This window comes from Streptomyces sp. NPDC054786, from assembly GCF_053611685.1.
In genome coordinates this window covers 55,323-79,312 of sequence record NZ_JBSHAW010000022.1, presented here as the reverse complement: position 1 = coordinate 79,312, position 23,990 = coordinate 55,323, and the positions used below count along the sequence as shown (strand labels likewise).

General features: G+C 71.9%; 25 protein-coding genes and 2 pseudogenes. 11 read left to right on the top strand and 16 right to left on the bottom strand.

What is annotated here, in order from left to right; genetic code table 11:
- Positions 1-13 precede the first annotated feature (13 nt).
- The 5 genes from ACWGI6_RS19750 to ACWGI6_RS19730 are packed head-to-tail and all read right to left on the bottom strand — an operon-like array spanning position 14 to position 3,854.
- The gene (locus ACWGI6_RS19750; RefSeq protein ID WP_453268702.1) at positions 14-1,054 is read right to left on the bottom strand and encodes a serine hydrolase domain-containing protein; all 1,041 of its coding nucleotides are present in this window, start codon (positions 1,052-1,054) and stop codon (positions 14-16) included.
- Entirely contained in the window at positions 1,051-1,974 is a 924-nt protein-coding gene (locus tag ACWGI6_RS19745; RefSeq protein WP_453268701.1) for a DUF6895 family protein, read from the bottom strand. The genes ACWGI6_RS19750 and ACWGI6_RS19745 overlap by 4 nt, the downstream gene beginning before the upstream one ends.
- Entirely contained in the window at positions 1,971-2,954 is a 984-nt protein-coding gene (locus ACWGI6_RS19740) for a DUF6895 family protein (protein WP_453268700.1), read from the bottom strand. The genes ACWGI6_RS19745 and ACWGI6_RS19740 overlap by 4 nt, the downstream gene beginning before the upstream one ends.
- On the bottom strand, positions 2,951-3,652 hold the full coding sequence (locus ACWGI6_RS19735) for a hypothetical protein (RefSeq protein ID WP_393908944.1): 702 nt from the start codon (positions 3,650-3,652) through the stop codon (positions 2,951-2,953). Before ACWGI6_RS19735 ends, ACWGI6_RS19740 begins: the two co-directional genes overlap by 4 nt.
- Before the next feature lie 16 nt (positions 3,653-3,668).
- The gene (locus ACWGI6_RS19730; protein ID WP_030411128.1) at positions 3,669-3,854 is read right to left on the bottom strand and encodes a hypothetical protein; all 186 of its coding nucleotides are present in this window, start codon (positions 3,852-3,854) and stop codon (positions 3,669-3,671) included.
- Positions 3,855-4,273: 419 nt separating this feature from the next.
- Here ACWGI6_RS19730 and ACWGI6_RS19725 point away from each other — a divergent pair, with 419 nt between their 5' ends.
- From ACWGI6_RS19725 to ACWGI6_RS19715, 3 genes are read left to right on the top strand one after another with little or no spacing between them, the layout of a single operon-like run.
- Complete coding sequence (locus ACWGI6_RS19725) at positions 4,274-6,154, top strand: MFS transporter (protein ID WP_453268699.1); 1,881 nt, start codon at positions 4,274-4,276, stop codon at positions 6,152-6,154.
- The gene (locus tag ACWGI6_RS19720; protein WP_453268698.1) at positions 6,154-6,627 is read left to right on the top strand and encodes a MarR family winged helix-turn-helix transcriptional regulator; all 474 of its coding nucleotides are present in this window, start codon (positions 6,154-6,156) and stop codon (positions 6,625-6,627) included. Before ACWGI6_RS19725 ends, ACWGI6_RS19720 begins: the two co-directional genes overlap by 1 nt.
- A gap of 29 nt (positions 6,628-6,656) precedes the next feature.
- On the top strand, positions 6,657-7,064 hold the full coding sequence (locus tag ACWGI6_RS19715) for a TOBE domain-containing protein (RefSeq protein ID WP_393908947.1): 408 nt from the start codon (positions 6,657-6,659) through the stop codon (positions 7,062-7,064).
- A gap of 49 nt (positions 7,065-7,113) precedes the next feature.
- Here the strand turns inward: ACWGI6_RS19715 and ACWGI6_RS19710 are convergent, their stop codons facing one another.
- A complete protein-coding gene (locus ACWGI6_RS19710; protein WP_453268760.1) occupies positions 7,114-7,956 on the bottom strand; it encodes a PucR family transcriptional regulator in 843 nt (280 codons plus the stop codon).
- Between ACWGI6_RS19710 and ACWGI6_RS19705 the strand changes: the two are divergent.
- The 4 genes and pseudogenes from ACWGI6_RS19705 to ACWGI6_RS19690 all read left to right on the top strand — a co-directional run.
- Positions 7,883-8,356: pseudogene (locus ACWGI6_RS19705) on the top strand (FAD binding domain-containing protein); the annotation flags it as partial. The gene ACWGI6_RS19710 and the pseudogene ACWGI6_RS19705 sit on opposite strands and share 74 nt — an antisense overlap.
- Positions 8,353-8,802 (top strand): annotated as a pseudogene (locus tag ACWGI6_RS19700) ((2Fe-2S)-binding protein); the annotation flags it as partial. The pseudogenes ACWGI6_RS19705 and ACWGI6_RS19700, both read left to right, overlap by 4 nt.
- A 92-nt stretch (positions 8,803-8,894) precedes the next feature.
- Positions 8,895-9,128, top strand: coding sequence for a hypothetical protein (locus tag ACWGI6_RS19695; protein ID WP_453268697.1), 234 nt, complete (start codon positions 8,895-8,897; stop codon positions 9,126-9,128).
- Positions 9,129-9,317: 189 nt separating this feature from the next.
- Positions 9,318-9,872, top strand: coding sequence for a molybdopterin-dependent oxidoreductase (locus tag ACWGI6_RS19690; RefSeq protein WP_453268696.1), 555 nt, complete (start codon positions 9,318-9,320; stop codon positions 9,870-9,872).
- A 59-nt stretch (positions 9,873-9,931) separates the two neighbouring features.
- On the opposite strand, the gene ACWGI6_RS19685 is transcribed toward ACWGI6_RS19690, so the two are convergent.
- Positions 9,932-10,351 (bottom strand): TOBE domain-containing protein, encoded by a 420-nt coding sequence (locus ACWGI6_RS19685; protein ID WP_453268695.1) that lies wholly within the window; start codon positions 10,349-10,351, stop codon positions 9,932-9,934.
- Between the two features lie 295 nt (positions 10,352-10,646).
- Here ACWGI6_RS19685 and ACWGI6_RS19680 point away from each other — a divergent pair, with 295 nt between their 5' ends.
- The 3 genes from ACWGI6_RS19680 to ACWGI6_RS19670 all read left to right on the top strand — a co-directional run bounded on the left by ACWGI6_RS19680 (position 10,647) and on the right by ACWGI6_RS19670 (position 14,065).
- Positions 10,647-11,042, top strand: a complete 396-nt coding sequence (locus ACWGI6_RS19680) for a TOBE domain-containing protein (protein ID WP_453268694.1) — start codon at positions 10,647-10,649, stop codon at positions 11,040-11,042.
- A gap of 148 nt (positions 11,043-11,190) precedes the next feature.
- A complete protein-coding gene (gene modA, locus ACWGI6_RS19675; protein WP_453268693.1) occupies positions 11,191-11,997 on the top strand; it encodes a molybdate ABC transporter substrate-binding protein in 807 nt (268 codons plus the stop codon).
- Positions 11,998-12,094: 97 nt separating this feature from the next.
- A complete protein-coding gene (locus tag ACWGI6_RS19670) occupies positions 12,095-14,065 on the top strand; it encodes an ABC transporter permease (RefSeq protein ID WP_453268692.1) in 1,971 nt (656 codons plus the stop codon).
- Between the two features lie 19 nt (positions 14,066-14,084).
- Here ACWGI6_RS19670 and ACWGI6_RS19665 read toward each other — a convergent pair whose 3' ends face one another.
- The 8 genes from ACWGI6_RS19665 to ACWGI6_RS19630 all read right to left on the bottom strand — a co-directional run bounded on the left by ACWGI6_RS19665 (position 14,085) and on the right by ACWGI6_RS19630 (position 20,968).
- Positions 14,085-14,531 (bottom strand): nitroreductase family deazaflavin-dependent oxidoreductase, encoded by a 447-nt coding sequence (locus ACWGI6_RS19665; RefSeq protein ID WP_453268691.1) that lies wholly within the window; start codon positions 14,529-14,531, stop codon positions 14,085-14,087.
- 280 nt (positions 14,532-14,811) lie between these two features.
- On the bottom strand, positions 14,812-16,266 hold the full coding sequence (locus tag ACWGI6_RS19660; protein ID WP_453268690.1) for a SulP family inorganic anion transporter: 1,455 nt from the start codon (positions 16,264-16,266) through the stop codon (positions 14,812-14,814).
- A gap of 17 nt (positions 16,267-16,283) precedes the next feature.
- The gene (locus ACWGI6_RS19655) at positions 16,284-16,886 is read right to left on the bottom strand and encodes a carbonic anhydrase (RefSeq protein ID WP_393908954.1); all 603 of its coding nucleotides are present in this window, start codon (positions 16,884-16,886) and stop codon (positions 16,284-16,286) included.
- Between the two features lie 90 nt (positions 16,887-16,976).
- Positions 16,977-17,405, bottom strand: a complete 429-nt coding sequence (locus ACWGI6_RS19650; RefSeq protein WP_453268689.1) for a hypothetical protein — start codon at positions 17,403-17,405, stop codon at positions 16,977-16,979.
- A gap of 142 nt (positions 17,406-17,547) precedes the next feature.
- Complete coding sequence (locus ACWGI6_RS19645) at positions 17,548-18,852, bottom strand: MFS transporter (protein WP_453268688.1); 1,305 nt, start codon at positions 18,850-18,852, stop codon at positions 17,548-17,550.
- Positions 18,853-18,880: 28 nt separating this feature from the next.
- Complete coding sequence (locus ACWGI6_RS19640) at positions 18,881-19,393, bottom strand: hypothetical protein (protein ID WP_453268687.1); 513 nt, start codon at positions 19,391-19,393, stop codon at positions 18,881-18,883.
- 38 nt (positions 19,394-19,431) lie between these two features.
- Positions 19,432-20,670 carry a hypothetical protein gene (locus ACWGI6_RS19635; RefSeq protein WP_453268686.1) on the bottom strand — a complete coding sequence of 413 codons (1,239 nt, stop codon included), beginning with the start codon at positions 20,668-20,670 and terminating at the stop codon, positions 19,432-19,434.
- Between the two features lie 142 nt (positions 20,671-20,812).
- Complete coding sequence (locus ACWGI6_RS19630) at positions 20,813-20,968, bottom strand: hypothetical protein (RefSeq protein WP_453268685.1); 156 nt, start codon at positions 20,966-20,968, stop codon at positions 20,813-20,815.
- A gap of 345 nt (positions 20,969-21,313) precedes the next feature.
- On the opposite strand from ACWGI6_RS19630, the gene ACWGI6_RS19625 reads away from it, so the two are divergent.
- Positions 21,314-23,017, top strand: coding sequence for a hydrogenase maturation protein (locus ACWGI6_RS19625; RefSeq protein WP_453268684.1), 1,704 nt, complete (start codon positions 21,314-21,316; stop codon positions 23,015-23,017).
- 142 nt (positions 23,018-23,159) lie between these two features.
- Here ACWGI6_RS19625 and ACWGI6_RS19620 read toward each other — a convergent pair whose 3' ends face one another.
- Positions 23,160-23,717 carry a winged helix-turn-helix domain-containing protein gene (locus tag ACWGI6_RS19620; protein ID WP_453268683.1) on the bottom strand — a complete coding sequence of 186 codons (558 nt, stop codon included), beginning with the start codon at positions 23,715-23,717 and terminating at the stop codon, positions 23,160-23,162.
- Positions 23,718-23,990 lie beyond the last annotated feature (273 nt).

Sequence of the window (23,990 nt, the reverse complement as noted above, 5' to 3'; positions counted from 1 at the left end):
GGCGGTCACCGGCTCAGGCGGAGGAATCACCGGCCAGCGCGTACAGCAGCTCATAGGCGGTGGTGATCATCCGGCAGGTGCGGCCGCGGCGGGTGGCCAGTGCGGCCAGCCCGGTGTGCGACGCCGGGTGGTAGCCGAGGAACGCCTGCTGGCCGAAGGTCGCCCCGACGTGGAAGAGCAACGGCCCGCGCGGAGCCGGATGTTGATACCACGTCAGGGTGTGGGTGTGGCGTTTCCGCCAGCCGCGGCGCAGCAGCGGCACCTGGACGTCGCGCAGCGGCCGGGCCAGCGGCGTGTCGCCGGGGGAGAGGTGCGCCTCGAGGTAGCTGAGCAGATCGGCGGGGGTGGCACGGACCGACCCGGCGGCGACGAAGGCGCCCATGTCGGCGCTGTCCACCGGCGTCACCCCGTTCGTACGGTGGCCGATGGCGTCGGTGCCGGTGGTGCCGGGGCCCAATGTGGTGTCCGCCAGCCCGAGGGGCCGCAGCACCCGGTCGGTGAGCAGCGCGGGGTAACCGGCGCCCGCGGCCCGGGACATGGCCGGGCCGAGCAGCGCCAGCCCGAAGTTGGAGTACCGCCAGCGGGTGCCGGGACGGTGCCGCGGCCGGGTATGGCCGAAGGTGTGCAGCAGCCGCTCGGTGTCGTAACGGGCATAGCCGTTGGCGTACGGGTGCACCAGCGCGCCGGCGATCAGGTCGGCGGGGATCCGCGGCAGCCCGGAGGTGTGGGTGGCCAGATGCCGCAAGGTGATCAGGCGCGAGTACGGGTGCCGCAGCGGCAGCTCCGGCAGACGGTCGGCGAGCGGATCGTCCAGGGACAGCACATCGGCCCTGGCCAGTTCGGCGAGCAGCAGCACGGTGAAGGTCTTGGACAGCGACCCCAGCTCGTAGCGCAGCGCATGGCGGGGGGTGGGCGGTGCCAGCGCCGAGCCGCCGGTCATCACGGTCCGCCGGCCGTGCCGGGTGACCGCCAGCACGACGTCCGGCGCGTCGATCAGGGTGACCGCGTCCGCGAGACGGTCACCGAGCGCCGGTCCGGGGTCCTCGGGGGTCATCCGACGGCGGACAGGGCCCGGGAGGTGGCCATCGCGGAGGCGAACGCGGCGACCAGGGTGGGGTGGTGGACCAGATCGAAGACCCGCGCCGCGTCGCCCTGCGGCATCCGGCGCTGGATGGGCATCGCGCCGGTGGGCGTCTGCGCGGCGGCGTACCGTTCCCACAGCTCCGCGTCGAGCGTGGGCCGCGGCAGGCAGGCGTCGACGACGAGGAGTTCGCCGAGCAGATCCCAGTGTTCGAGGTCCGCCCAGTCCTCCATCCACGCGGGCAGGTACCGCGTGAGGTAGTCGGCGAGCGCCGGCGGGATGCGCTCTGGGGCCTCGCCCCAGTTGGTGAGGTGGAAGACGGTGTGGGTGAGGTCGTAGGCGATGTGCAGCTGCACCGTCCACGGTTCGGGCAGCTGCCCCAGCCAGGTGCGGCCCACGGCCTGGTCGAAGTCGCTGCTGGGCGGCAGACCGAGCTTGCGTTCCGCGTTGAGCACGCCGAGCCGCCGGTTGGGCATCATCTCCAGCGCCGTCCAGCTCGTGGTGCGCCGGCAGATCTCCAGCGCGGCCTCCAGTCCCGGGTGGCGGTGGCCGAGTTCGTGGAAGGTCGCATAGACCTCCAGCGGCACCGGGGAGAGCGGCTCGTCGTGCTGCAGCCGGGCCAGCACATTGCCGCCGTCCAGCAGCTCCCGCCAGGCGAAGTCCAGCAGCTGCCCGGCGCGGGCCTTCTGCCGGGACCCGGCCACACCCTCCCGGAACAGCACCTGCATATTGAGCGCCAGCTCCCCGATGGGCTTGAGCCGCTCGACGACCGCGCCGTTGCTGGCGAGGTCGTCGGGGGTCAGCCGGAAGTGCTCGCGGTGGTCGTCGAGCCAGCTCAGGGCCCGGTCGCCGACAGCGTGCAGCAGGGCGGGGGATGCGGCCGTCACGGTCACGGGGCTGTCTCGCTTTCGCAGGAGGTCCGCCCGCCCGCCGTCGCCGTATCACCGGCCGGGGGACCGGCCTCGGCCTCGTCGGAGGCGATACGGGCGAGGGTGGCGGCGAACGCGGTCACCAGGGTGGAGTGGTAGCAGGCGGTGAACGCCGCGGCCCGGTCGCCGGTGGCCGGCGCGGCACCGATCTCGGGCACGCTGCCGTCGGCCGTCTGGGCGCCGGCCAGCCGCTGCCAGGCATCCGGATCGTACGGGGCGCCGGGCAGGCAGGCCGTCACGGCCAGCAACTCGCCGGCCAGGTCCCACAGCTCTTCCTCCAGCCAGTTCTCCAGCCAGGAGGGGAGCCACAGCCGCAGATAGCCGGCGAGTTCGGGGGAGAGTCGTTGCCGGTTGCGCCCCCAGTCGGTGAGATGGAAGACGTCATGGGTCACGCCGTACGCCGTCTTGCGGTCCAGCGCCCAGGGCTCCGGCAGTCCGCCGAGGCCGGTCTGTGCCAGGACGGCGCCGAAGTCGGCGTGCTGCCGCAGCCCGATCCGCCGCTCCGCGTTCAGCACGCCGAGCGTACGGGTGTGATCCTCGCGCGCCACCCGCCAGCCACGCAGCCGCGTCGTGGTGTGCACCAGCTCGTCGACCTCGGCATGGCGCAGCCCGGCCTGGGCGAACACCCCGTACAGCTCGACCGGATAGGTGGCGAAGGGCTCGCCGCGGACCAGCTCGGCGAACAGCTCGCCGTCGCGGGTCTCGTTCCAGGCGAAGGCGAAGAGCCCGCGGGCCGTCTGCCGGATCTCTTCCCGCGGGTGCAACAGCCCGATCAACTGGGTCAGTTCGGCGAGTTCGCCCAGCGGTTTGAGCGTCAGGTTGGGGTCGGCGTCCGTGGTGACGTTCGGGGGCAGGCGGAAGAAGTCGCGCGCCTCCTCCAGCCACCCCAGGCCGCCCCGGACCATCCGGTCCAGGAGCCCGGGGTCGCCCCGGCCGCCGGTCACCAACCCCGTCCGTGGAATCGTCGGGCGGCCTCGGCATGCAGCGTCACCCGTGGGTCGCCGCCGCCCATCTGACGGACGAACGCCAGCCCGTTGTCGAGCCCCAAGGTCTGCGGTACGTCGGGCAGCCGGGCCAGCCAACGGCCCAGGCCCGCCGCCTGCAGCCAGTCCCGGCGGCGTACCGCCCGGACGAAACCGCGGGCCAGATCGTCGGTGCGTGCCGACAGCTGCTCGGCGAGGCCGGGCGCCAGCCCGGGCAGCGCGAGCGCGGCAAGCTGTGACACGCGATGGGAGAGCTTCGGCCAGGGGTCGGCCGTGACCCAACCGGCCGCGGCCGCCGGTGGTCGTGGCCAGTGCTGTGCGCTTCCGGGCAGAAACGCGTGCGAGGCCTCGACCAGGCCCCGGTAGGTCCACACCGACACCTCCGAGGCATCGGCTCCCGGCGGATAGGCCGTGAGCGCTTGCCGGACGACCTCCGTGTCGTCCGCGCCGACGGGCGTCCCGAGGCGGTCCATTGCGTACGGTGCGAGCGCATCGGCGCCGAGCACCCGGATGGCGGCCGGAGCCAGTGCATCGCTCTGCCGCAAGATGGCCGACAACGCATAAGGGTCGCCCTCACCCCGCAGGGCGAGGGCGACCCCGGTTGCGGCATCGGCAATCACAGCGCTCAGCGGGACTGCTCCCTGCGTCTGTTCAGCCAACGCTTTCCCCTCAGCCTTAGCGGACGTCAGTCTTGGGCCGGGGGGTGGGCGGCGAGATCAGGAGCAGCGCGGCCAGCAGCAGCGCACCTCCACACTCGCGGGTATCGCGGAAAACGCCGTCGGCCTCGGCGGGTTCAAGCAGTCCCTCGACCTCGGCGGCCAGGGTGGCCGTCTCGACCGGCGCTGTGCGATCCGTAACCATGCGATCAACTCCTTCGACGAATGGGATCTCAGATTCACATCGGCATATTTATGGCGCAAGGGGAAAGAAGCGACAAACATCAATCTTTCGGGTGGTGGTGATGGCCTCTCAGCGAGTTCCCTGAACGCCAACTGCCGTGTTCCGCACGGCCGATGGTGTTTCCTCCAGCGCGGCAGGCAGGTGTACCGCGCGATTGCTCCAAGGAGGACGGAGCCGCACCGATGGGGGATCGGACTGCTCTGTTCGGATGCACCGGGCGCGCAGAGGCCACGCGGCGCGCAGGCGCCGAAGGGAACGCCCCCGGGGCCGGAGCGCGAGCACGGCAAGCGGCACCACGGTCCGCACTGGCCGGTCCCCGCGCGGAGAGTTAGATTGGTTGATGTCAAGCAAGTAAATATCCCGGTGGGAGTGAGTGCCCCGTGGGAAGTACTGCTGCTGATTCCGGCGACCGCGCCGCTGCGGGCCCGCGGCCGCGCTCCGCGCCGGGCCCGGGCTACAAATGGGTCGCCCTGTCGAACACGACCCTGGGCGTGCTGATCGCGTCCATCAATATGTCGATCATGCTCATCGCGCTGCCCGACATCTTCCGGGGCATCGGTGTGGACCCGCTGCAGCCCGGAAATACGGGACTGCTGCTGTGGCTGATCATGAGCTACCTGGTCGTCACCGCCGTGCTGGTGGTCAGCTTCGGCAGGCTCGGCGACATGTACGGCCGGACCCGGATGTACAACCTGGGCTTCGCCGTCTTCACCGTCTTCTCCGTACTGCTGTCGGTGACCTGGCAGCACGGCACGGCCGGCGCCCTCTGGCTGATCGCCATGCGGGTCCTGCAGGGCGTCGGCGGCGCGATGCTGATGGCGAACTCCAACGCGATCCTCACCGACGCCTTCCCCGCCCACCGGCGTGGCCTCGCCCTCGGCCTGAACCAGGTCGCGGGCATCACCGGATCGTTCGTCGGGCTGGTGCTCGGCGGGCTGCTGGGCCCCGTCAACTGGCGGCTGGTCTTTCTGGTGTCGGTGCCGTTCGGGGTGTTCGGCACCGTCTGGGCGTATCTGAAGCTGCGGGACACCGGCATCCGCACCCCGGCCCGGCCCGACTGGTGGGGCAACCTCACCTTCGCGGCCGGCCTGATCGCCCTGCTGGCCGGGATCACCTACGGCATCCAGCCGTACGGCGGACACACCATGGGCTGGAGCAACCCCGCCGTGCTCGCCGCGATGGCGGGCGGGGTGCTGCTGCTGGTCGTCTTCTGCGTGGTCGAGACCAAGGTGGCGGCGCCGATGTTCCGGCTCGGGCTGTTCCGGATCCGCGCGTTCACCGCGGGGAACCTCGCCAGCCTGCTCGCCTCGCTCGGCCGCGGCGGCCTGATGTTCATCCTCATCATCTGGCTGCAGGGGATCTGGCTGCCCCGGCACGGCTACGGATTCACCGAGACACCGCTGTGGGCCGGTATCTACATGCTGCCGCTGACGCTGGGCTTCCTGGTGGCCGGGCCGGTCTCCGGATGGGCGTCGGACCGGTTCGGGGCGCGGACCTTCGCCACCGGCGGGATGCTGCTCGCGGCCGGGACCTTCGTGGCGCTGCAAGCCCTGCCGGTCGACTTCGGCTACCCGGGCTTTGCGCTGATCCTGCTGCTCAACGGCATCGGCATGGGCCTGTTCGCGGCCCCCAACCGGGCCGCCATCATGAACAGCCTGCCGCCCGACCAGCGCGGGGTGGGCGCCGGCATCAGCACCACCTTCCAGAACTCGGCCATGGTGCTGTCCATCGGCATCTTCTTCTCGCTGATGATCGCGGGCCTGGCCGGGTCCCTCCCACGGGCCCTCACCAGCGGTCTGACCGCCCAGGGCGTCCCCGCGGCCGACGCCGCCAAGGTCGCGGCGCTGCCGCCGGTGGGCGTGCTGTTCGCCTCCCTCCTGGGCTACAACCCGATCCGGACCCTCCTCGGGCCGCAGGTGCTCGACGCTCTTCCGCCCGGCCGTGCCGCGTACCTGACCGGCCGGGAATTCTTCCCGCAGTTGATCTCCCAGCCGTTCTCCGACGGGCTCGCCGTCGCCTTCGACTTCGCCATCGCCGCCTGTCTGATCGCCGCGGTCGCCTCGCTGCTGCGCGGCGGACGGTATGTCCACGACGAGGACCGGTTCCGTCACCAAACGGACGGGACGCCGACGCCGGTGACGGTCGCCGTGGCCGAAACGCCCGGGCCCGCCTCCGCGCCCGGCACCGGTACGGCCCCCGGCTCCGGTGCCTCCCCCCACACGGGTCCGCCCCCGCCCACGCCGCCCCCCAGGAGCCCGTGATGGAGCAGTCCGACGCCTCGACCGAGCATCCGTCGCCGCCTGGGACCGAACCGGCGGAGCTGGCCGGGCGGCTGCGCGCGGTGATCCAGCAACTGCTGCCGCTGCTCCGCGGCCAGAGCCGGCACCGCGATCTCACCCCCAGCCGTACGGCCGCCCTCGCGGCCCTCGCCGCCCACGGCCCGCTGCGCATCAGCGACCTCGCCGCGCGGATGAACATCGCGCTGTCCACCACCTCCCGCATGGTGGATCTGCTCGACAGCTTCGGCTGGATCGCCCGCCGCCCCGACCCCGCGGACCAGCGGGCCAGCCTGATCAGCCTCAACGACGACGGGCTGGCGCTGCTGCGTGCCGTACGCCGGGAGACCACCGGCGTGCTCTGCGAACGGATCGACCGGCTTGCCCCCGACCGGCAGCGGCTGCTGCAGGAGGCGCTCCCCGCGCTGGAGGAGCTGGTGGAGGGGGACAACTCTTAGGGGGTGTGACGACCCCTTAGAGTGCCAGCGTGCCGACATACAGCATTGGTCAGGCAGCTGGGCTGCTGGGCGTGAGTTCGGAGACCGTCCGTCGCTGGGCCGATGGCGGGCAGCTGGGGATGGACCGGGACGGCGTGGGAAACCGTGTGATCGACGGGGTGAGCCTGGCGGCGTTCGCCAAGGAGCGGGCCGAGGGCCTGCATCCGGTGCCGGGCGACGTGCTGACCTCGGTACGGAATTCCTTCGCCGGGATCGTCACCAAGGTGACCCTCGACGACGTGATCGCCCAGGTCGAGATCCAGTCCGGGCCGCACCGGCTGGTGTCGGTGGTCAGCCGGGAGGCGGTCGAGGAACTGGGGATCGAGGTCGGGGTGCGGGCCACCGCCCGGGTGAAGTCCACCAATGTGCACATCGACCGGGCGGGCGACCGGAGTTGAGCCGTACTTCCGGCCGGTCCCCGGTGCCCGCGGCCGGCCCAGGCGTTCCTCAGCGGCAGAGCAGCGCCGCCTGCAGATCCAGCTTGTGATCGAGCCGGGACAGATCGCGGCCGGTGAGCGTCTCGATGCGCTGGATGCGGTAGTGCACCGTGTTCACATGCAGATGCAGCGTCTCGGCGGTCCGCGCCCATGACCCGTGGTGGGCGAGGAAGGCCTCCAGCGTCTCCAGGAGCATCCGGTGCGAGGCGCTTCCGGCGCGCGCCAGCGGGCCCAGCACCCGGCTGCTGAAGGCCGCCCGGACATCACCGGGAACCCCGGCGAGCAGAGCGCCCAGAGTGCTCAGGTCCCCGACGGAGGTCGCCCGGGCACCGTCCGGGCGCTCGGCGCGCGCCGCCGCCGGTGCGTAACGTGCCTGGTCCAGCGCGGATTTGAGGCCCTCGGCGGCCGGTACCGGGCCGCTGACCCCGGCGTGCAGCGGAGTCTGCGGCCGGCAGGCGTGCACCAGGGGCCACAGTTCGCCGAGCGGGAGGTGGTCCTCGGTGTCGGGGTGGGCACGGACGACGGCGACCGCCTCGCCGCCGGGGAGCCGGCCCGCCGCGAACGGCACACCGGGGGAGTGCCGCAGCGCCTCCGCCAGCGCGCTCACCACCTGGCCGCCGTCCTCGCCGCCCGATGCGGCCACCACCCGGTACGGCCCGGTCGCCGGCAGCCCGCAGGCGTGCAGCGCCGCCTCCAGCGCGGCACCGTCCGTCGACCCGGACCCGGCGCGCGCGATCAGCTCGTCCGCCGCCCGCCGTTCGGCCGCCTGCCGGAGCCCGCCGATGATCTCGCTGACCGCCGCGCTCGACGGCAGCGTGCTGCTCCAGGCGCAGGACGGCTCGCTGCGCCGCACCAAGGCCGCGGACTTCGTCACCGGCGCGGGACGCAAGGACCTCGGCGAGGGCGAACTGCTCCGCTCGGTCACCCTGCCCGCCCGGTCCCTGGCGTGCCGTACGGCCTTCCGGCAGGCCTCCCTGTACGGCCTCGGCCGCTCCGGCGCACTCGTCATCGGCACCCTCGACCCGCTGGACGGATCGCTGGCCGTCACCCTCGCCGCCGCCACCGTACGGCCCTTCCGCCTCTGGTTCTCGCTGCCGCCGGACGTCGGCGCACTGCACGACACGATCGAGCGGACCGTCGCCGAGGGCGACCGGTTCGACGACGTGCACGGACTGCCGGTCTGGCGCCGGCACATGGCGCTGCGGCTGTCCGAGGAGATCCGCAGCGAACTGACCCAGGAGGTCGGGCAATGAGCTTTCAGATCCGTGTCAACGACAAGGCCTTCGACGCCGATCCCCGGCCGGGGCAGTGCCTTCGCACCTACCTCCGTGACCGCGGCTGGTTCGGTGTGAAGAAGGGCTGTGACGCCGGGGACTGCGGGGCGTGCACCGTCCATGTCGACGGTGAACCCGTCCACAGCTGCCTGTATCCGGCCGTGCGTGCCGAGGGGCGCTCGGTGACCACGGTGGAGGGGCTGGCCGACGCGAACGGCGAACTGCACCCCGTGCAGCAGAAGTTCCTGGACGCACAGGGCTTCCAGTGCGGTTTCTGCACGGCCGGATTCCTGATGACCACCTCGAAACTGGACGACGGCCAACTGGCGGACCTGCCGCGGGCCCTCAAGGGCAACCTCTGCCGCTGCACCGGCTACCGGGCGATCGAGGACGCCATACGTGGCGTCCGGCATGTCGAGGAGCCCTCGTCGATGACGGCGGCAAGGTCCTCACCCCCGCGTTCCGGCGCTACCGGCTGCCGGCCTACGCCGATGTACCGCGCACCGAGGTGCACTTCATGCAGACCTCGGACGCCATCGGGCCGCTGGGCGCCAAGTCGATGAGCGAGAGCCCGTTCAACCCTGTGGCACCCGCCTTCGCCAACGCCCTGCGCGATGCCACCGGGGTGCGGTTCACGGAGCTTCCGCTGCTGCGCGACCGGGTGTGGCTGGTTCTTGAGGAGCACCGCGCGGGCGGGGCGGTGCCGGGCCGGCCGACCGGGCGGCATCCGTCCCGCGAGGGTTCGGTGTGAGGCGGACCGTACGGCGACGGACCGTGCCTGGCAGGTTCCCGCCTCAGGACATGCCGCCCGCATGGCCCCTTTTGCCTCACATCAGCGAGGTAAAGATGCGGAGTTGGCTCGCATCCGTGGTTCAGAGGTGGGCCGGTCGGGCATCACAGGGAGGCAGCCGCCGCGCGGATCGCCTCAAGGGGGTCTCGAATGAGCCGACTCGGCCCGCCGTCCCGCACCACCGCCGTACGCCTGACGCCCGAGGATGTCGTACCTCCCGACCCCCGGCGCTTCCTGATCCGCGGTCAACTGCGGCGTCCGCTCGCGCTGACCGTCGCGGAGCTGCGGGAGCGGTGGCCGCAGCGGCGGGCCGAGGTGGTCTTCGACTGCGCCACGAACGGGCCGCAGCACCACACCTTCGAGGGGCCGCTGCTGCGGGAGGTCATCGACACGGCGGGACCGGCCTTCGACGCCCGGCGGCGCAAGGACCGCTCCCGCTACGTACTGGCGGTCGCCGGCCGGGACGGGCACCACACGGTGCTGTCCTGGGCGGAACTCGACGCCGACTTCGGCGATGCGCCGATCCTGCTGGCCACGGCCATGGACGGGCGGGCGCTCGACGCGGCGGGCAGCCAGCTCGTGGTCCCGTCCGACCGCTGCGGGGCCCGTTACATCAGCGCCATCACCGGCATCTGGTTCGGGACCTGCGCTCCGCCCGAGGCGGCGGGGGGCGGGTCCGGCGGGCCGGGGCCGGCCGCGTCCTGACCACCGCGGGAGAGTCCGAAGTCCCCCATGGTCCGGGGGACTTCGGCGGGGGACCGCGCTCAGACTGCGGCGAGCGCGACCTCGGTCGACTTGACCAGCGCCGTGACCTCGGCACCGGCGGCCAGGCGCAGGTCCTCGACCGCGTCCTTGGTGATCGCGGCGGTCAGCTCCCCGCCCGCGACGGCGACCTTGACGCCGGCCATCGCGCCGCCGGTGGTGACATCGGTGACGGTGCCGGGGATCCGGTTACGGATGCTGAGGCCCTCCACCGCGCCGGTGGCGAGCGCGACCTCGGTGGACTTGATCAGCGTGCGCACCGCGGAGCCCTCCTCGATGCCCAGCTCCTTCACCGCCTCCAGGGTGATCGCGGCGGTGATCTCCTGGCCGCCGTCCAGACGCACCTTGACGGTCGCCATGACCTCGCCGGGGGTGACGGAGAGAACGGTGCCGGAAATCTGGTTACGGATGCTCAGGCTCATGGAAATGCCTCACCGGGGGAGTGGAAAGCCGAGGATGGAATGTCGCTTTTTCCCTGCTCTGTCATCTGCAGCCTAGCCACACCCCACGCGGTCGGCCGGGCGTGCAGGGCAGCCGTCAGGGGGAAATGCGAATGCGTCCGCCGCGGCGAGGGCGGGGGGATTCGCTTTCGGTATTCGGGGCTGCGGCGGGCCGGGCGGCGGCCTTTCGTTCCTTCCTCCAGGGCGCCTGGCATCTGCCATATAGCTTCGACTGATGAATTGCAAATGCGAGCTGATACTGCATATCTTGTCGCACATGCAGTCCTATACGATCGGCCAGGCGGCGCGGCTGCTGGGCGTCAGCCCGGACACCGCCCGCCGCTGGGCGGACGCCGGCAAGGTCGCGACCCATCGCGACGACAGCGGCCGCCGCCTCATCGACGGCCGCGATCTGGCCGCCTTCTCCATCGAGGTGGCGCAGAGCGGCACCGGTGAGGACGACGCCTCGTACACCTCCGCACGCAATGCCTTCCCGGGCATCGTCACCGCCGTCAAGCTCGGCGATGTCGCCGCCCAGGTCGAGATCCAGGCCGGCCCGCACCGCCTGGTGTCCCTGCTGACCCGGGAAGCGGTGGAGGAACTGGGCCTGGAGGTCGGCATGCAGGCCACCGCCCGCGTGAAGTCCACCAGTGTGCACATCGACCGCACCTGACCCACCGCGGTAGCACCACAGCCGATCCGCAACCACCGTCCCCCACCGGCCGGCTGCCTCACACCAGCGGCGTCGCCCGTCCACGGCGCGGCTTTTCCCATCCGCTCGGACGACACCCGTCGTCCCGCGTTCCAAGGAGTCCCGCCCCATGTCCCAGCTCTTCACCGGGCGCCGCGCCGCCGCCGCGATCGTGACCGCCGCCCTCCTCGTACCGCTCGCCGCCTGCGGCAGCAACGACGACAGCAAGAAGGAGGGGGGCGCCGAGAAGTCCGGCAGCAGTTCCGCCCCGAAGGCGGACCTCACCGTGCTCGCCGCCTCGTCGCTGACCGATGTCTTCAAGAAGGCCGGTGCGGTGTACGAGAAGGAGCACCCCGGCACCAAGGTGAACTTCTCCTTCGCCGGTTCGCAGGAACTGGCCGCCCAGGTCAAGGAGGGCGCCCCCGCCGATGCCGTGGTCACCGCCGACACCAAGACCATGGACGGGCTGAAGGCCGACGTCGGTACGCCCACCGTCATCGCCAAGAACCGCCTGGTCATCGCGACCGGCGAGGGTAACCCGAAGAAGATCGACAACCTCAAGGCGCTCACCGACAGCAAGCTGAAGGTCGTCCTCGCCGCCTCCGAGGTGCCGGTCGGCCGCTACAGCAAGCAGGTCCTGGACGCCCAGAAGCTGAAGGTCAAGCCGGTCTCGCAGGAGCCCAACGTCCGCGCGGTGCTCAGCAAGGTCGAGCTCGGCGAGGCCGATGCCGGCATCGTCTACAAGACGGACGCCGCCACCGCACCGAAGAAGGTCGACGCCGTCGACATCCCCGACGCCCAGAACGCCGTCGCCTCCTACCCGGCCGCGACCCTGAAGGCCTCTCAGCACACGGCCGCCGCGGCCGCCTTCGTGAAGTGGCTGAGCACCCCCGAGGCGCAGAAGCTCCTGCAGCAGGCCGGCTTCCAGAAGCCGTGACCCGGCGCGGCGCGCACGGACCGGCCGGCTCGGAGAGCGGTGCGGACCGTGCGCGCCGCCGTACACCGGCCCGGCCCGCCCCGATCCCAGGAACCCGATGAGACGCCCCCGCACCCTCGCCCGGCCCCCGGGCAGGTTCCGCGCGCCCGGCAGCCGGACCCCCGTCGCGCTGGCCGTGCCCGCGCTGGTCGCCATCGCCTTCCTGCTGATGCCGCTGGCCGGCATCCTCGCCCGCACCACCTGGAGCGACCTCGGCACCCATCTGACCAGCCCGGGCGTCCTGGAAGCGCTCCGGCTGTCGCTGCTGGTTTCGTTCTGTGCGCTGGGGCTCTCGCTGCTGCTGGGGGTACCGCTGGCCTGGCTGCTGGCCCGGGTCAGCTTCCCCGGCAAGGCGCTGGTCCGCTCGCTGGTGCTGCTGCCGATGGTGCTGCCGCCGACCGTCGGCGGTGTCGCACTGCTCCTCGGCTTCGGCCGCCGTGGACTGCTCGGCCCCTGGCTGGAGGACACCTTCGGCATCGTGCTGCCGTTCCACACCTCCGGCGCGGTGGTCGCCGCCACCTTCGTCGCGATGCCGTTCCTCGTCATCAGCCTGGAGGGCACGCTCGCCGGACTGCGCCCGAGCTACGAGGAGACCGCCGCCTCCCTCGGCGCCTCTCCCGTACGGGTCTTCCGCACCGTCACCCTCCCGATGGTCGCCCCCGGCCTCGCCGCCGGCGCCGCGCTGACCTGGGCCCGCGCGCTCGGTGAATTCGGCGCGACGATCACCTTCGCCGGCAATCTGCCCGGCACCACCCAGACCCTGCCGCTCCAGGTCTATCTGCTGCTCCAGGGGTCCCCGGAGGCCGCCACCTCGGTCTCGCTGCTGCTGCTCGTCATCGCCATGGGCGTGCTGATCTGTCTGCGCGGCCGCTGGACCGGCGCCACCACCGCCCGCGCCGCCCGCACCGTGCCTGCCACCGACGACACCGACCTGGCGTCGCCGCCCGCCACCCGCATCGAGGAGCCCGTCACGACGCCGACGGCGCCCCGGGAGCGCTGGCCGCTGCACGCCGACGTCACCGGCTTCAACCAGCTGACCCTGGACGCCGATCCGGGCACCACCATCGCCGTCGTCGGCCCCAACGGCGCGGGCAAGACCACCCTGCTGCGTGCCCTGCTCGGCCTCACCCCGCGCGCCCGCGCCACGCTGCGCCTCGGCGACACCGACGTCACCACATTGCCCCCGCACCGCCGCGGCGTCGCCTGGGTCCCCCAGGACGGCGCGCTCTTCCCGCATCTGACGGCCCTGAGCAACACCGCCTACGGGCTGCGCGCCCATGGCACCTCTCGTGCCGAGGCCCGGCGCGCGGCACAGCTCTGGCTCGACCGGCTCGGCGTCGGCCCGCTCGCGCACCGCAAGCCCGCCCAGCTCTCCGGAGGCCAGAACCAACGGGTGGCCCTGGCAAGGGCGTTGGCCGCCCGCCCCCGCCTGCTGCTGCTCGACGAACCGCTCGCCGCGCTCGACCAGACCACTCGCGCCCATGTGCGGCACACACTGCGCGGCCATCTCGCCGGCTTCGGCGGCGTCTGTCTGATCGTCACCCATGACCCCGTCGAGGCGGTCTCACTCGCGGACCGGGTCCTCGTCCTCGACGACGGCCGCGCCCTCCAGGACGCCCCGCCCGCCGAGGTCACCCGGCACCCCCGCTCGCCCTGGGTGGCCCGGATGCTCGGCCGTAACGCCTGGCCGGCCATCGCCACCGGCGACGGCCTCGCCCTCACCGACGGCGGTCGTCTCGTCGCCGCCGACCGGCTCCCCGACGGCGCCCGGGCGCTGGCGATCATCGCCCCCGAGGCCGTGTCCCTGCACCTCGACAAGCCCACGGGCAGCCCACGCAACGTCTGGCCGGGCACCGTCCGGGAAATCACCTCGGCGGGCAGCCGGCTGCGGATCCTCGTCACCTCGCCCGAGGCCCCCGACCTGGTGGCCGAAATCACCCCGTCGGCGGCCCTCGAACTCGGCCTCGCGGACGGCGTGTCCGTGTGGACCAGCGTCAAGGCCACTGAGGTCTCCCTGGTGACGCTCTGAGCGTCACCAGGGCCCGGTGTCAGTGCGCCGTGGCCGCCGGCTCCAGGACGAACACCGGGATCTGGCGGTCCGTCTTCTTCTGGTAGTCGTCGTAATCGGGGTACGCCGCGACAGCGCGGCCCCACCACACGGCCTTCTCCTCGCCCGTGACCTCACGGGCCGTCATGTCCTGGCGCACCGGGCCGTCCTGCAGTTCCACCCGCGGGTCGGCCACGAGGTTGTGGTACCAGACCGGGTGCCGGGGTGCGCCGCCCATGGAGGCCACCACGGCGTACGTCCCCTCGTGCTCCACCCGCATCAGCGGGCTCTTGCGGATCTTTCCGCTCTTCGCGCCCCGGGTGGTGAGGACCACGACCGGCAGGTTCCGGATCGTCGTGCCTTCCGTACCGCCGGAGCCTTCGTACTGCTCGACCTGATCGCGTACCCACTGCTCCGGGCTCGGCTCGTACTCACCCTGAAGAGGCATGGTGTCCGTCCCCTCGACGTCGACAAGCGTGGTCGGCCGCACCCGGGCATCCGTGCAGCCCACGGCCGACATGACCTTCGCTGAACAACCGCAGCGGGGGTAATCTTCCCGGCTCCGCCGCCCGGTCGCCCGGTGCGGTCCGGCGGACGGGTGACACCGCGCCGGCCACCGGCGGCTGCCCGGTCGCCTCCTGGCGGAGGCCGGAACAGCCGGATCCGGTGGCCGACGCGCTCGGTCGGTTCCGGGCCGCACACCGGCAGTCCGGCGGGCGGCCCGGTCGTCAGGACACCAGCTCCGCCGCCCGCAGGCTACGGCGGTGCTGCTCGGCCCAGTTCGTCAGCGCGGCGCCACAGGCGTGGTCGAGATGGCGCAGCCCGCTCAGGTCGAGCTCCACATCCCGGTCGGCGGGCAGCGCTTCGAGCTGGTCGAGGATCTTGGGCAGTCGCAGGAAGGTGGCGTTGCCGACGGCATGTACCCGCACCGGCTCGTCCCCGTCCTCCGGGGTGTGGATGTCGAGGTGGACATGGGAGGTCTCCCAGGCCGTTTTCGCGACCGCCATCAGCAGACCGATGAGGACGCCCTCGAACATATTGACCGTCACGATCGCGAGGGCGGTGACCAGGAGCACCACGGCCTCACCGCGGTGCTCGCGCCACAGCGGCCGCAGCTCGCGCAGCGGGATGAGCTTCCCGCCCGCATGGACCAGTACGCCCGCCAGCGCGGCCACCGGCACCACACCCAGCGCGGCCGGGAACGCCGCGGCGAACACCAGCAGCCACACGCCGTGCAGCACCCGCGAGACCTTGGTCCGCGCGCCCGCCTGGACGTTGGCCGCGCTACGGACGATGACGGCGGTCATCGGCAGGGCACCGAGGATGCCGCACACGGCGTTGCCCGCGCCCTGGGCCATCAGCTCCTTGTCGTAGTCCGTGCGCGGCCCGTCGTGCAGCCGGTCGACCGCGGCGGCGCTGAAGAGGGACTCCGCCGACGCGATCAGCGCGAAGGCGAGGACCGTGCCGAGCACACCGATCTCGGTGAGCCGGCCGAGGTCGGCGAGGCCGGGCGGCTGGATCGCGTCCAGCAGCCCGTTGACCTCGACGCGTGCGACGGGCAGATCCAGCGCCCACACCGTGCAGGTGGCGAGCGCCACCGCGGCGAGCGGTGCGGGCAGGATCCGCGCGGCGCGCCGCCAGCGCGGCCACAGCACCAGGACGGCGATGGTGCCGGCACCGATGGCGAGCGCGGCCAGAGCCGTCCCCGACCCCGCGGTGGCGGTCACCAGGCCGGGCATACCGCCGAGGTTGGCGAGTCCGCCGCCCGGCGCCTTGGCGTCCGCGAGGGCGTAGAGCTGTCCGGCGATCAGGACCAGGCCGATGCCGGCCAGCATGCCCTGGACCACGGCGACCGAAATGGCCCGGAACCAACGCCCCAACTTCAGCGCTCCCATGGCCAGTTGCAGTGCGCCGGCCGCCAGTACCAGCGCGCCGAGCGCGCCGATGCCGTACTCCTTGACGGCTTCGAAGACCAGCACCGTCAGACCGGCGGCGGGCCCGCTGACCTGAAGGCTGCTCCCCGGGAGCAGGCCGGTGAGCAGTCCGCCGACCACGCCGGTGACGAGCCCCAGCTCGGCCGGGACCCCGGAGGCGACGGCCACCCCGACACACAGCGGGACGGCCACGAGAAACACGACGATGGAGGCGGTGAAGTCCGCCCGGAAGGAGGTGAATCGCTTCATGAGGTGCAGGCCCGCCTTCACAGAGGGAGGAACAGGTCGGAAGCCGGGTGGTGCGCGGCCACCATGCCGGTGTGCACTTCGTAGAACCACCCGTGCAGATTCACCTCGCCGGCGGCCAGCCGCTCCTGTACACAGGGGTAGCCGCGCAGCCGGTCGAGTTGTTCGCGCACATGCTGCTGGACCGCGGCGGCGACCGTCGGCTCCTCGTCCCTGGGCAGTTCGTCGGACAGTTGCTGCGCCAGCCAGTCCCGTACGGCGGGGGCGCCGGCCAGGTCCTCACCGCGGGCCTTGGCGCCGACCGCGCCGCAGTGCGAGTGACCGCACACCACGATGTCGGCCACGCCCAGGACGCGCATCGCGTACTCGATGGTGGCCGCTTCCGCGCAGGCCGCCATGTCCTCGCGGTAGACCGGTACGGCGTTGCCGGCGGTCCGCAGTTCGAAGAGTTCGCCGGGCCGCGCCCCGGTGATCAGGGACGGGACGACCCGCGAGTCGGAGCAGGTGATGAACAGGGCGAGGGGGGACTGTCCGGCCGCGAGCCGGCCGTAGGTCTCCTGTTCGTCCCGCCGGTCGGCGATACGGGCCGTCAGGCCCCGGGCATGCTGGATGAAGGTCTCCACGAGGAGGTCTCCTGCTGATGAGTGGTGCCACTGTGGGGTGGTGGCGGAAACGTGCATGGTGCGGGGGTGGGGCAGGCCACCACGCCGCTCTCAGCAGCGGAAGACGCAGTGCAGGACGGGGATTCCGGCCGGTCTGGACGCGGCCTTGGTGGAGCTGCCGGGCGACGGGACACCGGATGCCTGCGTCGCGGCGGGTGCCACGGCGCTGGCGCTGAACGGCGGTAGCGGCCGGCCGGCGTGCTGGGGAACGCCCACGGAGGTCCGGGCGGTGCGCCGGGGCTGGCCGCGTTCGGCCTCGCGCTTGGTCTTTTCCTCGTTGCTGTCGTAGCCGGGCTTGGCGGCCGGCGGGGCGCTCGCGGACTTCGCGGCGGACGAGGCGGTGAACGCGGCCTTCGCCGCACCGGGCGCCGTCGCCACTCCGCCCAGCAGGAACGCCAGGACCACCAGCAGGGCGGTCAGCGACATACGGCACAGGCGCAGCACGGTGATGCCCGGTACGCAGCTGTCCTTCCGCATCATCGCCCCCCGTGGTTCGTCCTCACGGCTCCACCTTCCCCTCACAGTGCAGCATCCAGGTTTCGGGCGGGATAACGAGAAATGACGCCAAGTTTCAAGATTTCCCGGAATCGGTGCCGGGAACATCCGTCCGGCGAAGGGGTGTTCATGCCTGCTCCGTTTCCGCAGGGGCAGCCGCGGGTGCGGTGACGGTGTGCGGTCGGCGGGCCGCCCACGCGAGGACGGGCACGACCGCCAGCGCGAGGATCCCGCCGGCCAGCGCCAGCGTCGGGTAGCCGCCGAGGACGACGACCAGACCCGAGGACATGCCCCCGGCGGCACCCGCGAGGGCGATGCCGACGTCCACCAGCCCCTGCGCCGACGCGCGGCGGGCGGGCGGCAGCGCGTCGGTGACCAGGGCGGTGCCGCTGACCAGCCCGAGGTTCCAGCCGATGCCGAGCAGTACCAGTGCCGTGGCGAGCGCGGGAACGGAGTGCGGTGCCGTGGCGGCGACCGCCCCGGCGGCCAGCAGGACCGGACCGGACGCGCCGGCGACCCACCGCCGGCCGACCCGGTCGACCAGCAGACCGGTGAGCGGGGAGGGCAGAAACATCGCTCCGACATGGAGGGCGATGACCCAGCCGGCCGCCTGCGTGCCATGGCCGTGCGCCCGCATGTGTACGGGCGTCATCGTCATGATGGCGATCATCACGAGCTGGGTGAGGACCATGACCGTGGTGCCGGTGACCACCCCGCGCCGGTCCGGCCGGGCATCCGGCAGCCCGCCGGCCTCGTCCGCGGGGCTCCCGGCCGCCACCTCGGCCCGTGCCGCGGCCAGCGTCTCGGCCAGCCGCAGCGGATCGGGCCGCAGCAGACCGGTCAGGACCACCGAGGCCGCCCCGAACGCGGCGACGGCCAGCAGAAACGGCCCGGCGAGACGGGGGATGCCCCAGGAGTGCGCGACCTCTCCCGTCAGCGTCACCAGGTTGGGGCCGATCACCACGCCGAGCGTGGTGGCGAAGAGCACGGTGCTCACGGCCCGTCCGCGCCGTGCGGGCGAGGCCAGATCCGCACCCGCGTATCGCGCCATCAGATTCGTCGCGGTGCCGGCTCCGTAGACCACCAGGGCCACGAACAGCAGCACCGCACTGCCGAGGGCGGCCGCCACCACGACCCCGAGGCTGCCGAGCGCCCCGACGGCGTACCCCAGCGCAAGACCGGGGCGCCGGCCGCGGCGCCGGCAGATCTGGCCGATGCCGACGGCGCCGAGCGCGGCCCCGGCGGTGAACAGCGCACTGGGCACGCCCGCCAGGCCGGTCGAGCCGAGCATCTCTTCGGCGAGCAGCGCACCGACGGTGATCCCCGCGGCGAGGCCCGCGCCGCTGAGGATCTGGGAGAGGACCAGGACAGCCAGGATCCGCCGCTGTTCCGGCGCTTCGCCCTCGGCCGGGGCGGCGTGGTGAGCCCTCATGATTCCTCTCCGTTCGAGCCGTCGGTCGCTACGCGGTCGTCATCGGTTCCAGCGCCGCGATCTCCGCGAGCGACAGCCCCATCTGCTCGTGCAGGAAGCGCACGATGGTCCAGTGCGGCAGCGCACCCTCGTCGAACGGGCCGAATTCCCGGCAGTACAACGGAATCCAGCGCAGCGCCTCTTCGAGTGCCCGCTCGCGGCCCGGCTCCTGCTGGTATTCCTCGTAGGCGATGCTGCGGTGTTCGATGAAGAAGTGTCCCGGCAGCCGTTCCTCGCACAGCGCCCGGTATTCGCGGGTCTGCAGGATGAGGTAGTGCCAGATCTCGTCGATGTCCTGCTCGACGGGCAGGAACAGTCCGCCGAGCCGGTCGTGGTGCCGGGAGACGAGGTAGAGATAGCGCAGACACTCGGTGACCTGGCGCTCCACGAACTCCCGTGGCGCGGCGCTCCGGTCGTCGAAATGCGTCACCACCTCGGTGCGCAGCGCGTCACCGAGCAGGTCTTCGAGCGCGTCGGGGGATACCCGCGGCAAGGTGGTCATGCTTCTCCTGTCCGGGTGGGGAAGACGTCCCGGGTGGGTCAGAGGCCGGTCGTGAGCCAGGCGTACTTTCCCGACCTCCCGATCGGGATGTGCGGACGGTGCGCGAGCCGGCAGCGCCGGCCGGTCAGTTCACCGATGCTTTCCTCCAGCGCAGCGGCCTCCGTGGGGTCGACGGGGGCGCCGCCGAACGTCGTGTACACCAGCCGCGCCCCGGAGTCGCCGGTCAGCTGCAACTGGTACACGAAGACGTGTGAGGACGTCTCGCTGATGCACCGGTCGAGGTCGCCCTGGGCGACGGGTCCGTGCGGAGTGCTGAGCAATTCCTTGTGACGCCCGCAGAATTGGGAGATCCTGCCGGGGTCCGGGGTGCCGTCCAGGGTGCGTACGCAGTCGCCCGAGCGGTACCGGACCAGCGGCATATAGGGATTGCGCACACTGGTGACGATGAGCTGGTAGATCGTGCTGCCGTCGGCGACCGGGTGGAGTTCGACGCTCATTTTGTCGAGATGCGGCCAGTAGCTGCCGCGGCGGTCGCTGAAGTAGAGATAACCGAGTTCGGTGCTGCCGAACAGGTCGATGACCGGGCAGGCGAAGTGCTGGTGCAGAAAACGCCGGACGTTCACCGGGGTGTATTCGTAGGCGTGGATGATGCTGGCGGGCGGCGGGAAGTCGTCCCACAGCCCCCACTCGGCGACCTTCCGCAGCAGATGCGCCAGGTGATATCCGGAGCAGTCGAGGTGGTACCAGCCGCGCGGGTGCGCTCGCGCGGCGGCCCGGATCTCCTGGAGCATCCGCACCACCTCGTCGCGCTCCCACAGCGCCGGGTCGAGCCGCAGATTGAGATAGCAGGTACGCGAATCGAGCCGCCGGTCCGCGAGGGCGGGCACCGGCTCGGGCGCGGTACCGCGCCGTGCCGCATTGACCCGCGCCACATGTTCCGTCGCCAGCACCGTGGTCAGCGAGACCCGCCGGCAGCCCGATGCCCAGGTGTCGGCGATATCGGGGTGTTCGCCCCACAGCCGGTAGTAGGAGTGCAGCAGGAAGTACGGGGGCCGGATGATCTGCATCCGGGCGTGGTGGGTGCCGGTGGAGAGGACGAACTCCGCTTCTCCGGATTCGAGCGCCGTGGCCAGCCGGGGCGTCATCCAGTTGTCGGGGAAGCCGCGCGCGATCTCCGGCTTGTCGAGCAGGGGGAAGTGGCCCTTCGCCAGCGACTCACGGTAGATCGGAATGTCGCGGATCTGCTCGATGACCTCGGCGGTCGGCTGACCATCCATGGATTCCTCGTCCTTGGTCGGAATGCGGTGCCCCGCACGGGAATTCGGGGTGCGGTGCACGGAACGGGCCGGTGGCCGGGACCGGGTCGGAACCCGTTCCCGGTGTGCGCCGGCCCGTTCCGGGCCCCTGGGGGCGCGAGGGTCAGGAGATACAGCCGGCCTTGGGCGCGGCGCTGATGCAGCCCGACTTCGGCGCCGCGCTGATGCAGCCGTCCTTCGCCGCCTGCTGTGCGGAGTTGGCGGCGAGCCAGTTCCGCCAGACCTGGTCCTGGGACATCTTCTTGATGAGCTGCTCCATGGGAACCTCCGATGAGAGTGCGGAAGACGAACTGGGCATACGGCGCTGACCTGCGCTGATGCCGCACCATCGAAGGTAAAAGTATGACCAAGTGAATGTCAATTAACGGCAATGTCGCGGTCTGGGGAAGCATGCCGGGCGCGCCAACTTTGGCGGGATTCCGTCGAGATGATCTACAACCGGAACTAAGTGACGAGCTGTCAGACGGCGCCCTGGCGGTCATTGGGCCGCACGGCGGCCGTCGATCGGGTGACCCGTAGCGCGGGTCCGGCGCCGGACGGCCGCCCGTGGGGAACGATCACGACCAGTTACCGCTGACCGGTTCCAGCTCCAGGGGAGTCCGCTGTGCGCATTCTGCTCATCGCCGGCGCGTTCAACAGCCTGACGCAGCGCGTATACGCGGAACTCGGCGAAAGAGGGCACCACGTCAGCCTGGAGCTGGTGACACGGGAGACGCCGCTTCCCGAGGTCGTACGCCGTCATGGCCCGGACCTGATCGTGGCACCGATGCTCAAGACGGCCGTACCCCGCGAGGTGTGGTCGGCGTGCACCTGCCTGATCGTGCACCCCGGCCCCGTCGGTGACCGTGGCCCGTCGTCGGTGGACTGGGCGGTGCACCTGGGCGCCGGCCGGTGGGGGGTCACGGTCCTGCAGGCCAATGACGAGATGGACGCGGGCGACATCTGGGCCGCGGCCGACTGCCCCGTCCCCGACGTGGGCAAGAGCGACCTCTACCGCAACGAGATCGCCGATGCCGCGATCGAGGCGGTCCTGTCGGCCGTCGCCCGGGTGGCGTCCGGCACTCACCGGCCGCAGCCGCAGGCCGCCCTGCCCGACGCCGCGAAACCCGGTCGCCCCCGGCCGCCCTTCCGCCAGGACCTGCGCCGGATCGACTGGCGGTCCGACCCCACCGACACCGTCGTACGCAAGCTGCGCGCCGCCGACTCACAGCCCGGCGTACGCGATGAACTCCTCGGGAGCAGCTGGCATTTGCACGGCGGCAACCCCGAGGACACCCTGACGGGCCGGCCCGGTGAGCTGCTCGCCACCCGATGCGGCGCGATCTGCCGGGCGACCGTCGACGGCGCGGTATGGATCCCGGAACTGCGGGCGCCCCGCGCGCCGGGGCAGCCCGGCACCCTCAAGCTGCCCGCCACCCTGGCACTGGGGGACCGCCTCCCGCCGCTCCCGGAGGTCCCGGCCCCGCTCGACCCCGGCGAGGGCCCCCGCACCTGGTCCGACATCCGCTACCGCGAGGACGGCCCGGCCGGTTTCCTGGAGTTCTCCTTCCCCGGCGGCGCGATGAGCACCGGCCACTGCCGGCGCCTGCTCGCCGCCTACCGCCACGCCTGCGCCCGGCCGACCTCCGTGCTGGTCCTCGGCGGCCGCCGGGACTTCTTCTCCAACGGCATCCATCTCCATGTCATCGAGGCCGCCGCCGACCCCGCCGAGGAGTCCTGGGCCAACATCAACGCCATGGACGACCTGGTGCACGCCGTCCTGACCACCACCGACCGGCTGGTGGTCGCCGCGCTCGGCGGCAATGCCGCGGCGGGCGGGGCGATGCTGGCCCTCGCCGCCGACGAGGTGTGGTGCCGCGCGTCCGTGGTGCTCAACCCCCACTACCGGCTGATGGGGCTCTACGGTTCGGAGTACTGGACCTATACGCTGCCCGGCCGGGCGGGTCCCGAGGTGGCCGGGCAACTCACCGCCCGTGCCCTGCCGATGACCGCGGCGGCCGGGGCGCGGCTCGGCCTGGTCGACCGGATCATCGACTGCACCGCGCAGGATTTCGCCGCACGGACCGCCCCTCTCGCGGTCCGGCTGGCATCGGCGCCCGCGACCCAGGCCCGTATCGCCACGAAGAAGGCCTCCCGGGAGCGCGACGAGGCGGCGCGGCCGCTCGCCGCCTACCGGGAGCATGAACTGGCCCGGATGCACCGCACCTTCTTCGACCCGGACGCGCCGTATCACGCCCTGCGCCGGGCCTTCGTACGCAAGGAACCCGCGGCCGGAACCCCCTCGCACCTGAACACCTCACCCGCCTGAGGCGCTGTGCCCCGGCCCGTGCGGTGAGCGCCGGAACGGCCGGTGGGCGAGGCATCCCCCCGGGCCGGTGGCCGACATCCGTCGTCCACCGGCCCGCTGCCGTGTGTGCCCACCGCGGCCTTGGCGCGATCGCGGCTGCGCGTCAGCCGCGGCCGTCGGCCTGCGGGGCCGGCTGGTACTTGTAGCCGATACCGAAGACCGTGCTGATGGTGTCGCGCAGGCCTGGGCCCAGACGTCGGCGCAGACGGGCGATGTGGACATCGACGGTGCGGTTGCTGGACTGGCAGCTGGGCCAGACGGCCGCCATCAGTTGTTCCCGGGTGAAGGCGCGCCGGGGATGCAGTACGAGATGAGCGAGCAGATCGAATTCCAGCCGTGGCAGATCGAGTTGGCGTCCTCTGATGAAGACCGTCCGGGCCGCGGTATCGATACGGATCGGCTCCGGCCGTGTCTGGCCGGCCGGAGGCTCGTCGGGGCGGGACGGTTCCTCGCCCGGCGGCGCCAGAATGATGTGGACCTCGTCGGACGGCAGCCGGTGCACCGATACGGGTTCCAGGTCGTGCAGGGTCAATTGCCACTTTCCGTCGGGTAGCCGGTCGACCGCCAGGGGTGGCCCTTCGCCGGGCCCGGCCATCAGCGGCCGGACGACATCGGCGTCCGGCCGCAAAGCAAGCGGGGTCGTCGAGGAGTTCAGAAACATGATCTGGGCCCATTCCTCTTGCAAAGCAGGCGTGTACGGACAGACATGGCGGTGCTCGACGTTCAAGGGTGCTGAGGTGCTACGCAGCGATCACGAGGTGGTCCGGTGGTGAGGCGGGGCGGCGGCCAGACACTTGTGGTGCAGGTGCGCCCATCGGGGGCGATCGCTCCGCTCGTACCTCAGGAACGCTCGCGCCCGTGCCCGTACCCAGCCATGACGTGGTGTGAAGTCACGGCCTCCGGTCCAGTCGAACGCTACATGTGATCGCGTGGT

Bases quoted from the DNA above. Each gene is read 5' to 3' on its own strand.
- ACWGI6_RS19670 (WP_453268692.1), top strand. From the start codon at position 12,095: ATGAGACGCCCCCGCACCCTCGCCCGGCCCCCGGGCAGGTTCCGCGCG.
- ACWGI6_RS19665 (WP_453268691.1), bottom strand. From the start codon at position 14,531: ATGCCTCTTCAGGGTGAGTACGAGCCGAGCCCGGAGCAGTGGGTACGC.
- ACWGI6_RS19660 (WP_453268690.1), bottom strand. From the start codon at position 16,266: ATGAAGCGATTCACCTCCTTCCGGGCGGACTTCACCGCCTCCATCGTC.
- ACWGI6_RS19635 (WP_453268686.1), bottom strand. From the start codon at position 20,670: ATGGATGGTCAGCCGACCGCCGAGGTCATCGAGCAGATCCGCGACATT.
- ACWGI6_RS19690 (WP_453268696.1), top strand. From the start codon at position 9,318: ATGAGCCGACTCGGCCCGCCGTCCCGCACCACCGCCGTACGCCTGACG.
- ACWGI6_RS19685 (WP_453268695.1), bottom strand. From the start codon at position 10,351: ATGAGCCTGAGCATCCGTAACCAGATTTCCGGCACCGTTCTCTCCGTC.
- ACWGI6_RS19730 (WP_030411128.1), bottom strand. From the start codon at position 3,854: ATGGTTACGGATCGCACAGCGCCGGTCGAGACGGCCACCCTGGCCGCC.
- ACWGI6_RS19620 (WP_453268683.1), bottom strand. From the start codon at position 23,717: ATGTTTCTGAACTCCTCGACGACCCCGCTTGCTTTGCGGCCGGACGCC.
- ACWGI6_RS19630 (WP_453268685.1), bottom strand. From the start codon at position 20,968: ATGGAGCAGCTCATCAAGAAGATGTCCCAGGACCAGGTCTGGCGGAAC.
- ACWGI6_RS19640 (WP_453268687.1), bottom strand. From the start codon at position 19,393: ATGACCACCTTGCCGCGGGTATCCCCCGACGCGCTCGAAGACCTGCTC.
- modA (WP_453268693.1), top strand. From the start codon at position 11,191: ATGTCCCAGCTCTTCACCGGGCGCCGCGCCGCCGCCGCGATCGTGACC.
- ACWGI6_RS19680 (WP_453268694.1), top strand. From the start codon at position 10,647: ATGCAGTCCTATACGATCGGCCAGGCGGCGCGGCTGCTGGGCGTCAGC.
- ACWGI6_RS19650 (WP_453268689.1), bottom strand. From the start codon at position 17,405: ATGATGCGGAAGGACAGCTGCGTACCGGGCATCACCGTGCTGCGCCTG.
- ACWGI6_RS19695 (WP_453268697.1), top strand. From the start codon at position 8,895: ATGCAGACCTCGGACGCCATCGGGCCGCTGGGCGCCAAGTCGATGAGC.
- ACWGI6_RS19645 (WP_453268688.1), bottom strand. From the start codon at position 18,852: ATGAGGGCTCACCACGCCGCCCCGGCCGAGGGCGAAGCGCCGGAACAG.
- ACWGI6_RS19750 (WP_453268702.1), bottom strand. From the start codon at position 1,054: ATGACCCCCGAGGACCCCGGACCGGCGCTCGGTGACCGTCTCGCGGAC.
- ACWGI6_RS19720 (WP_453268698.1), top strand. From the start codon at position 6,154: ATGGAGCAGTCCGACGCCTCGACCGAGCATCCGTCGCCGCCTGGGACC.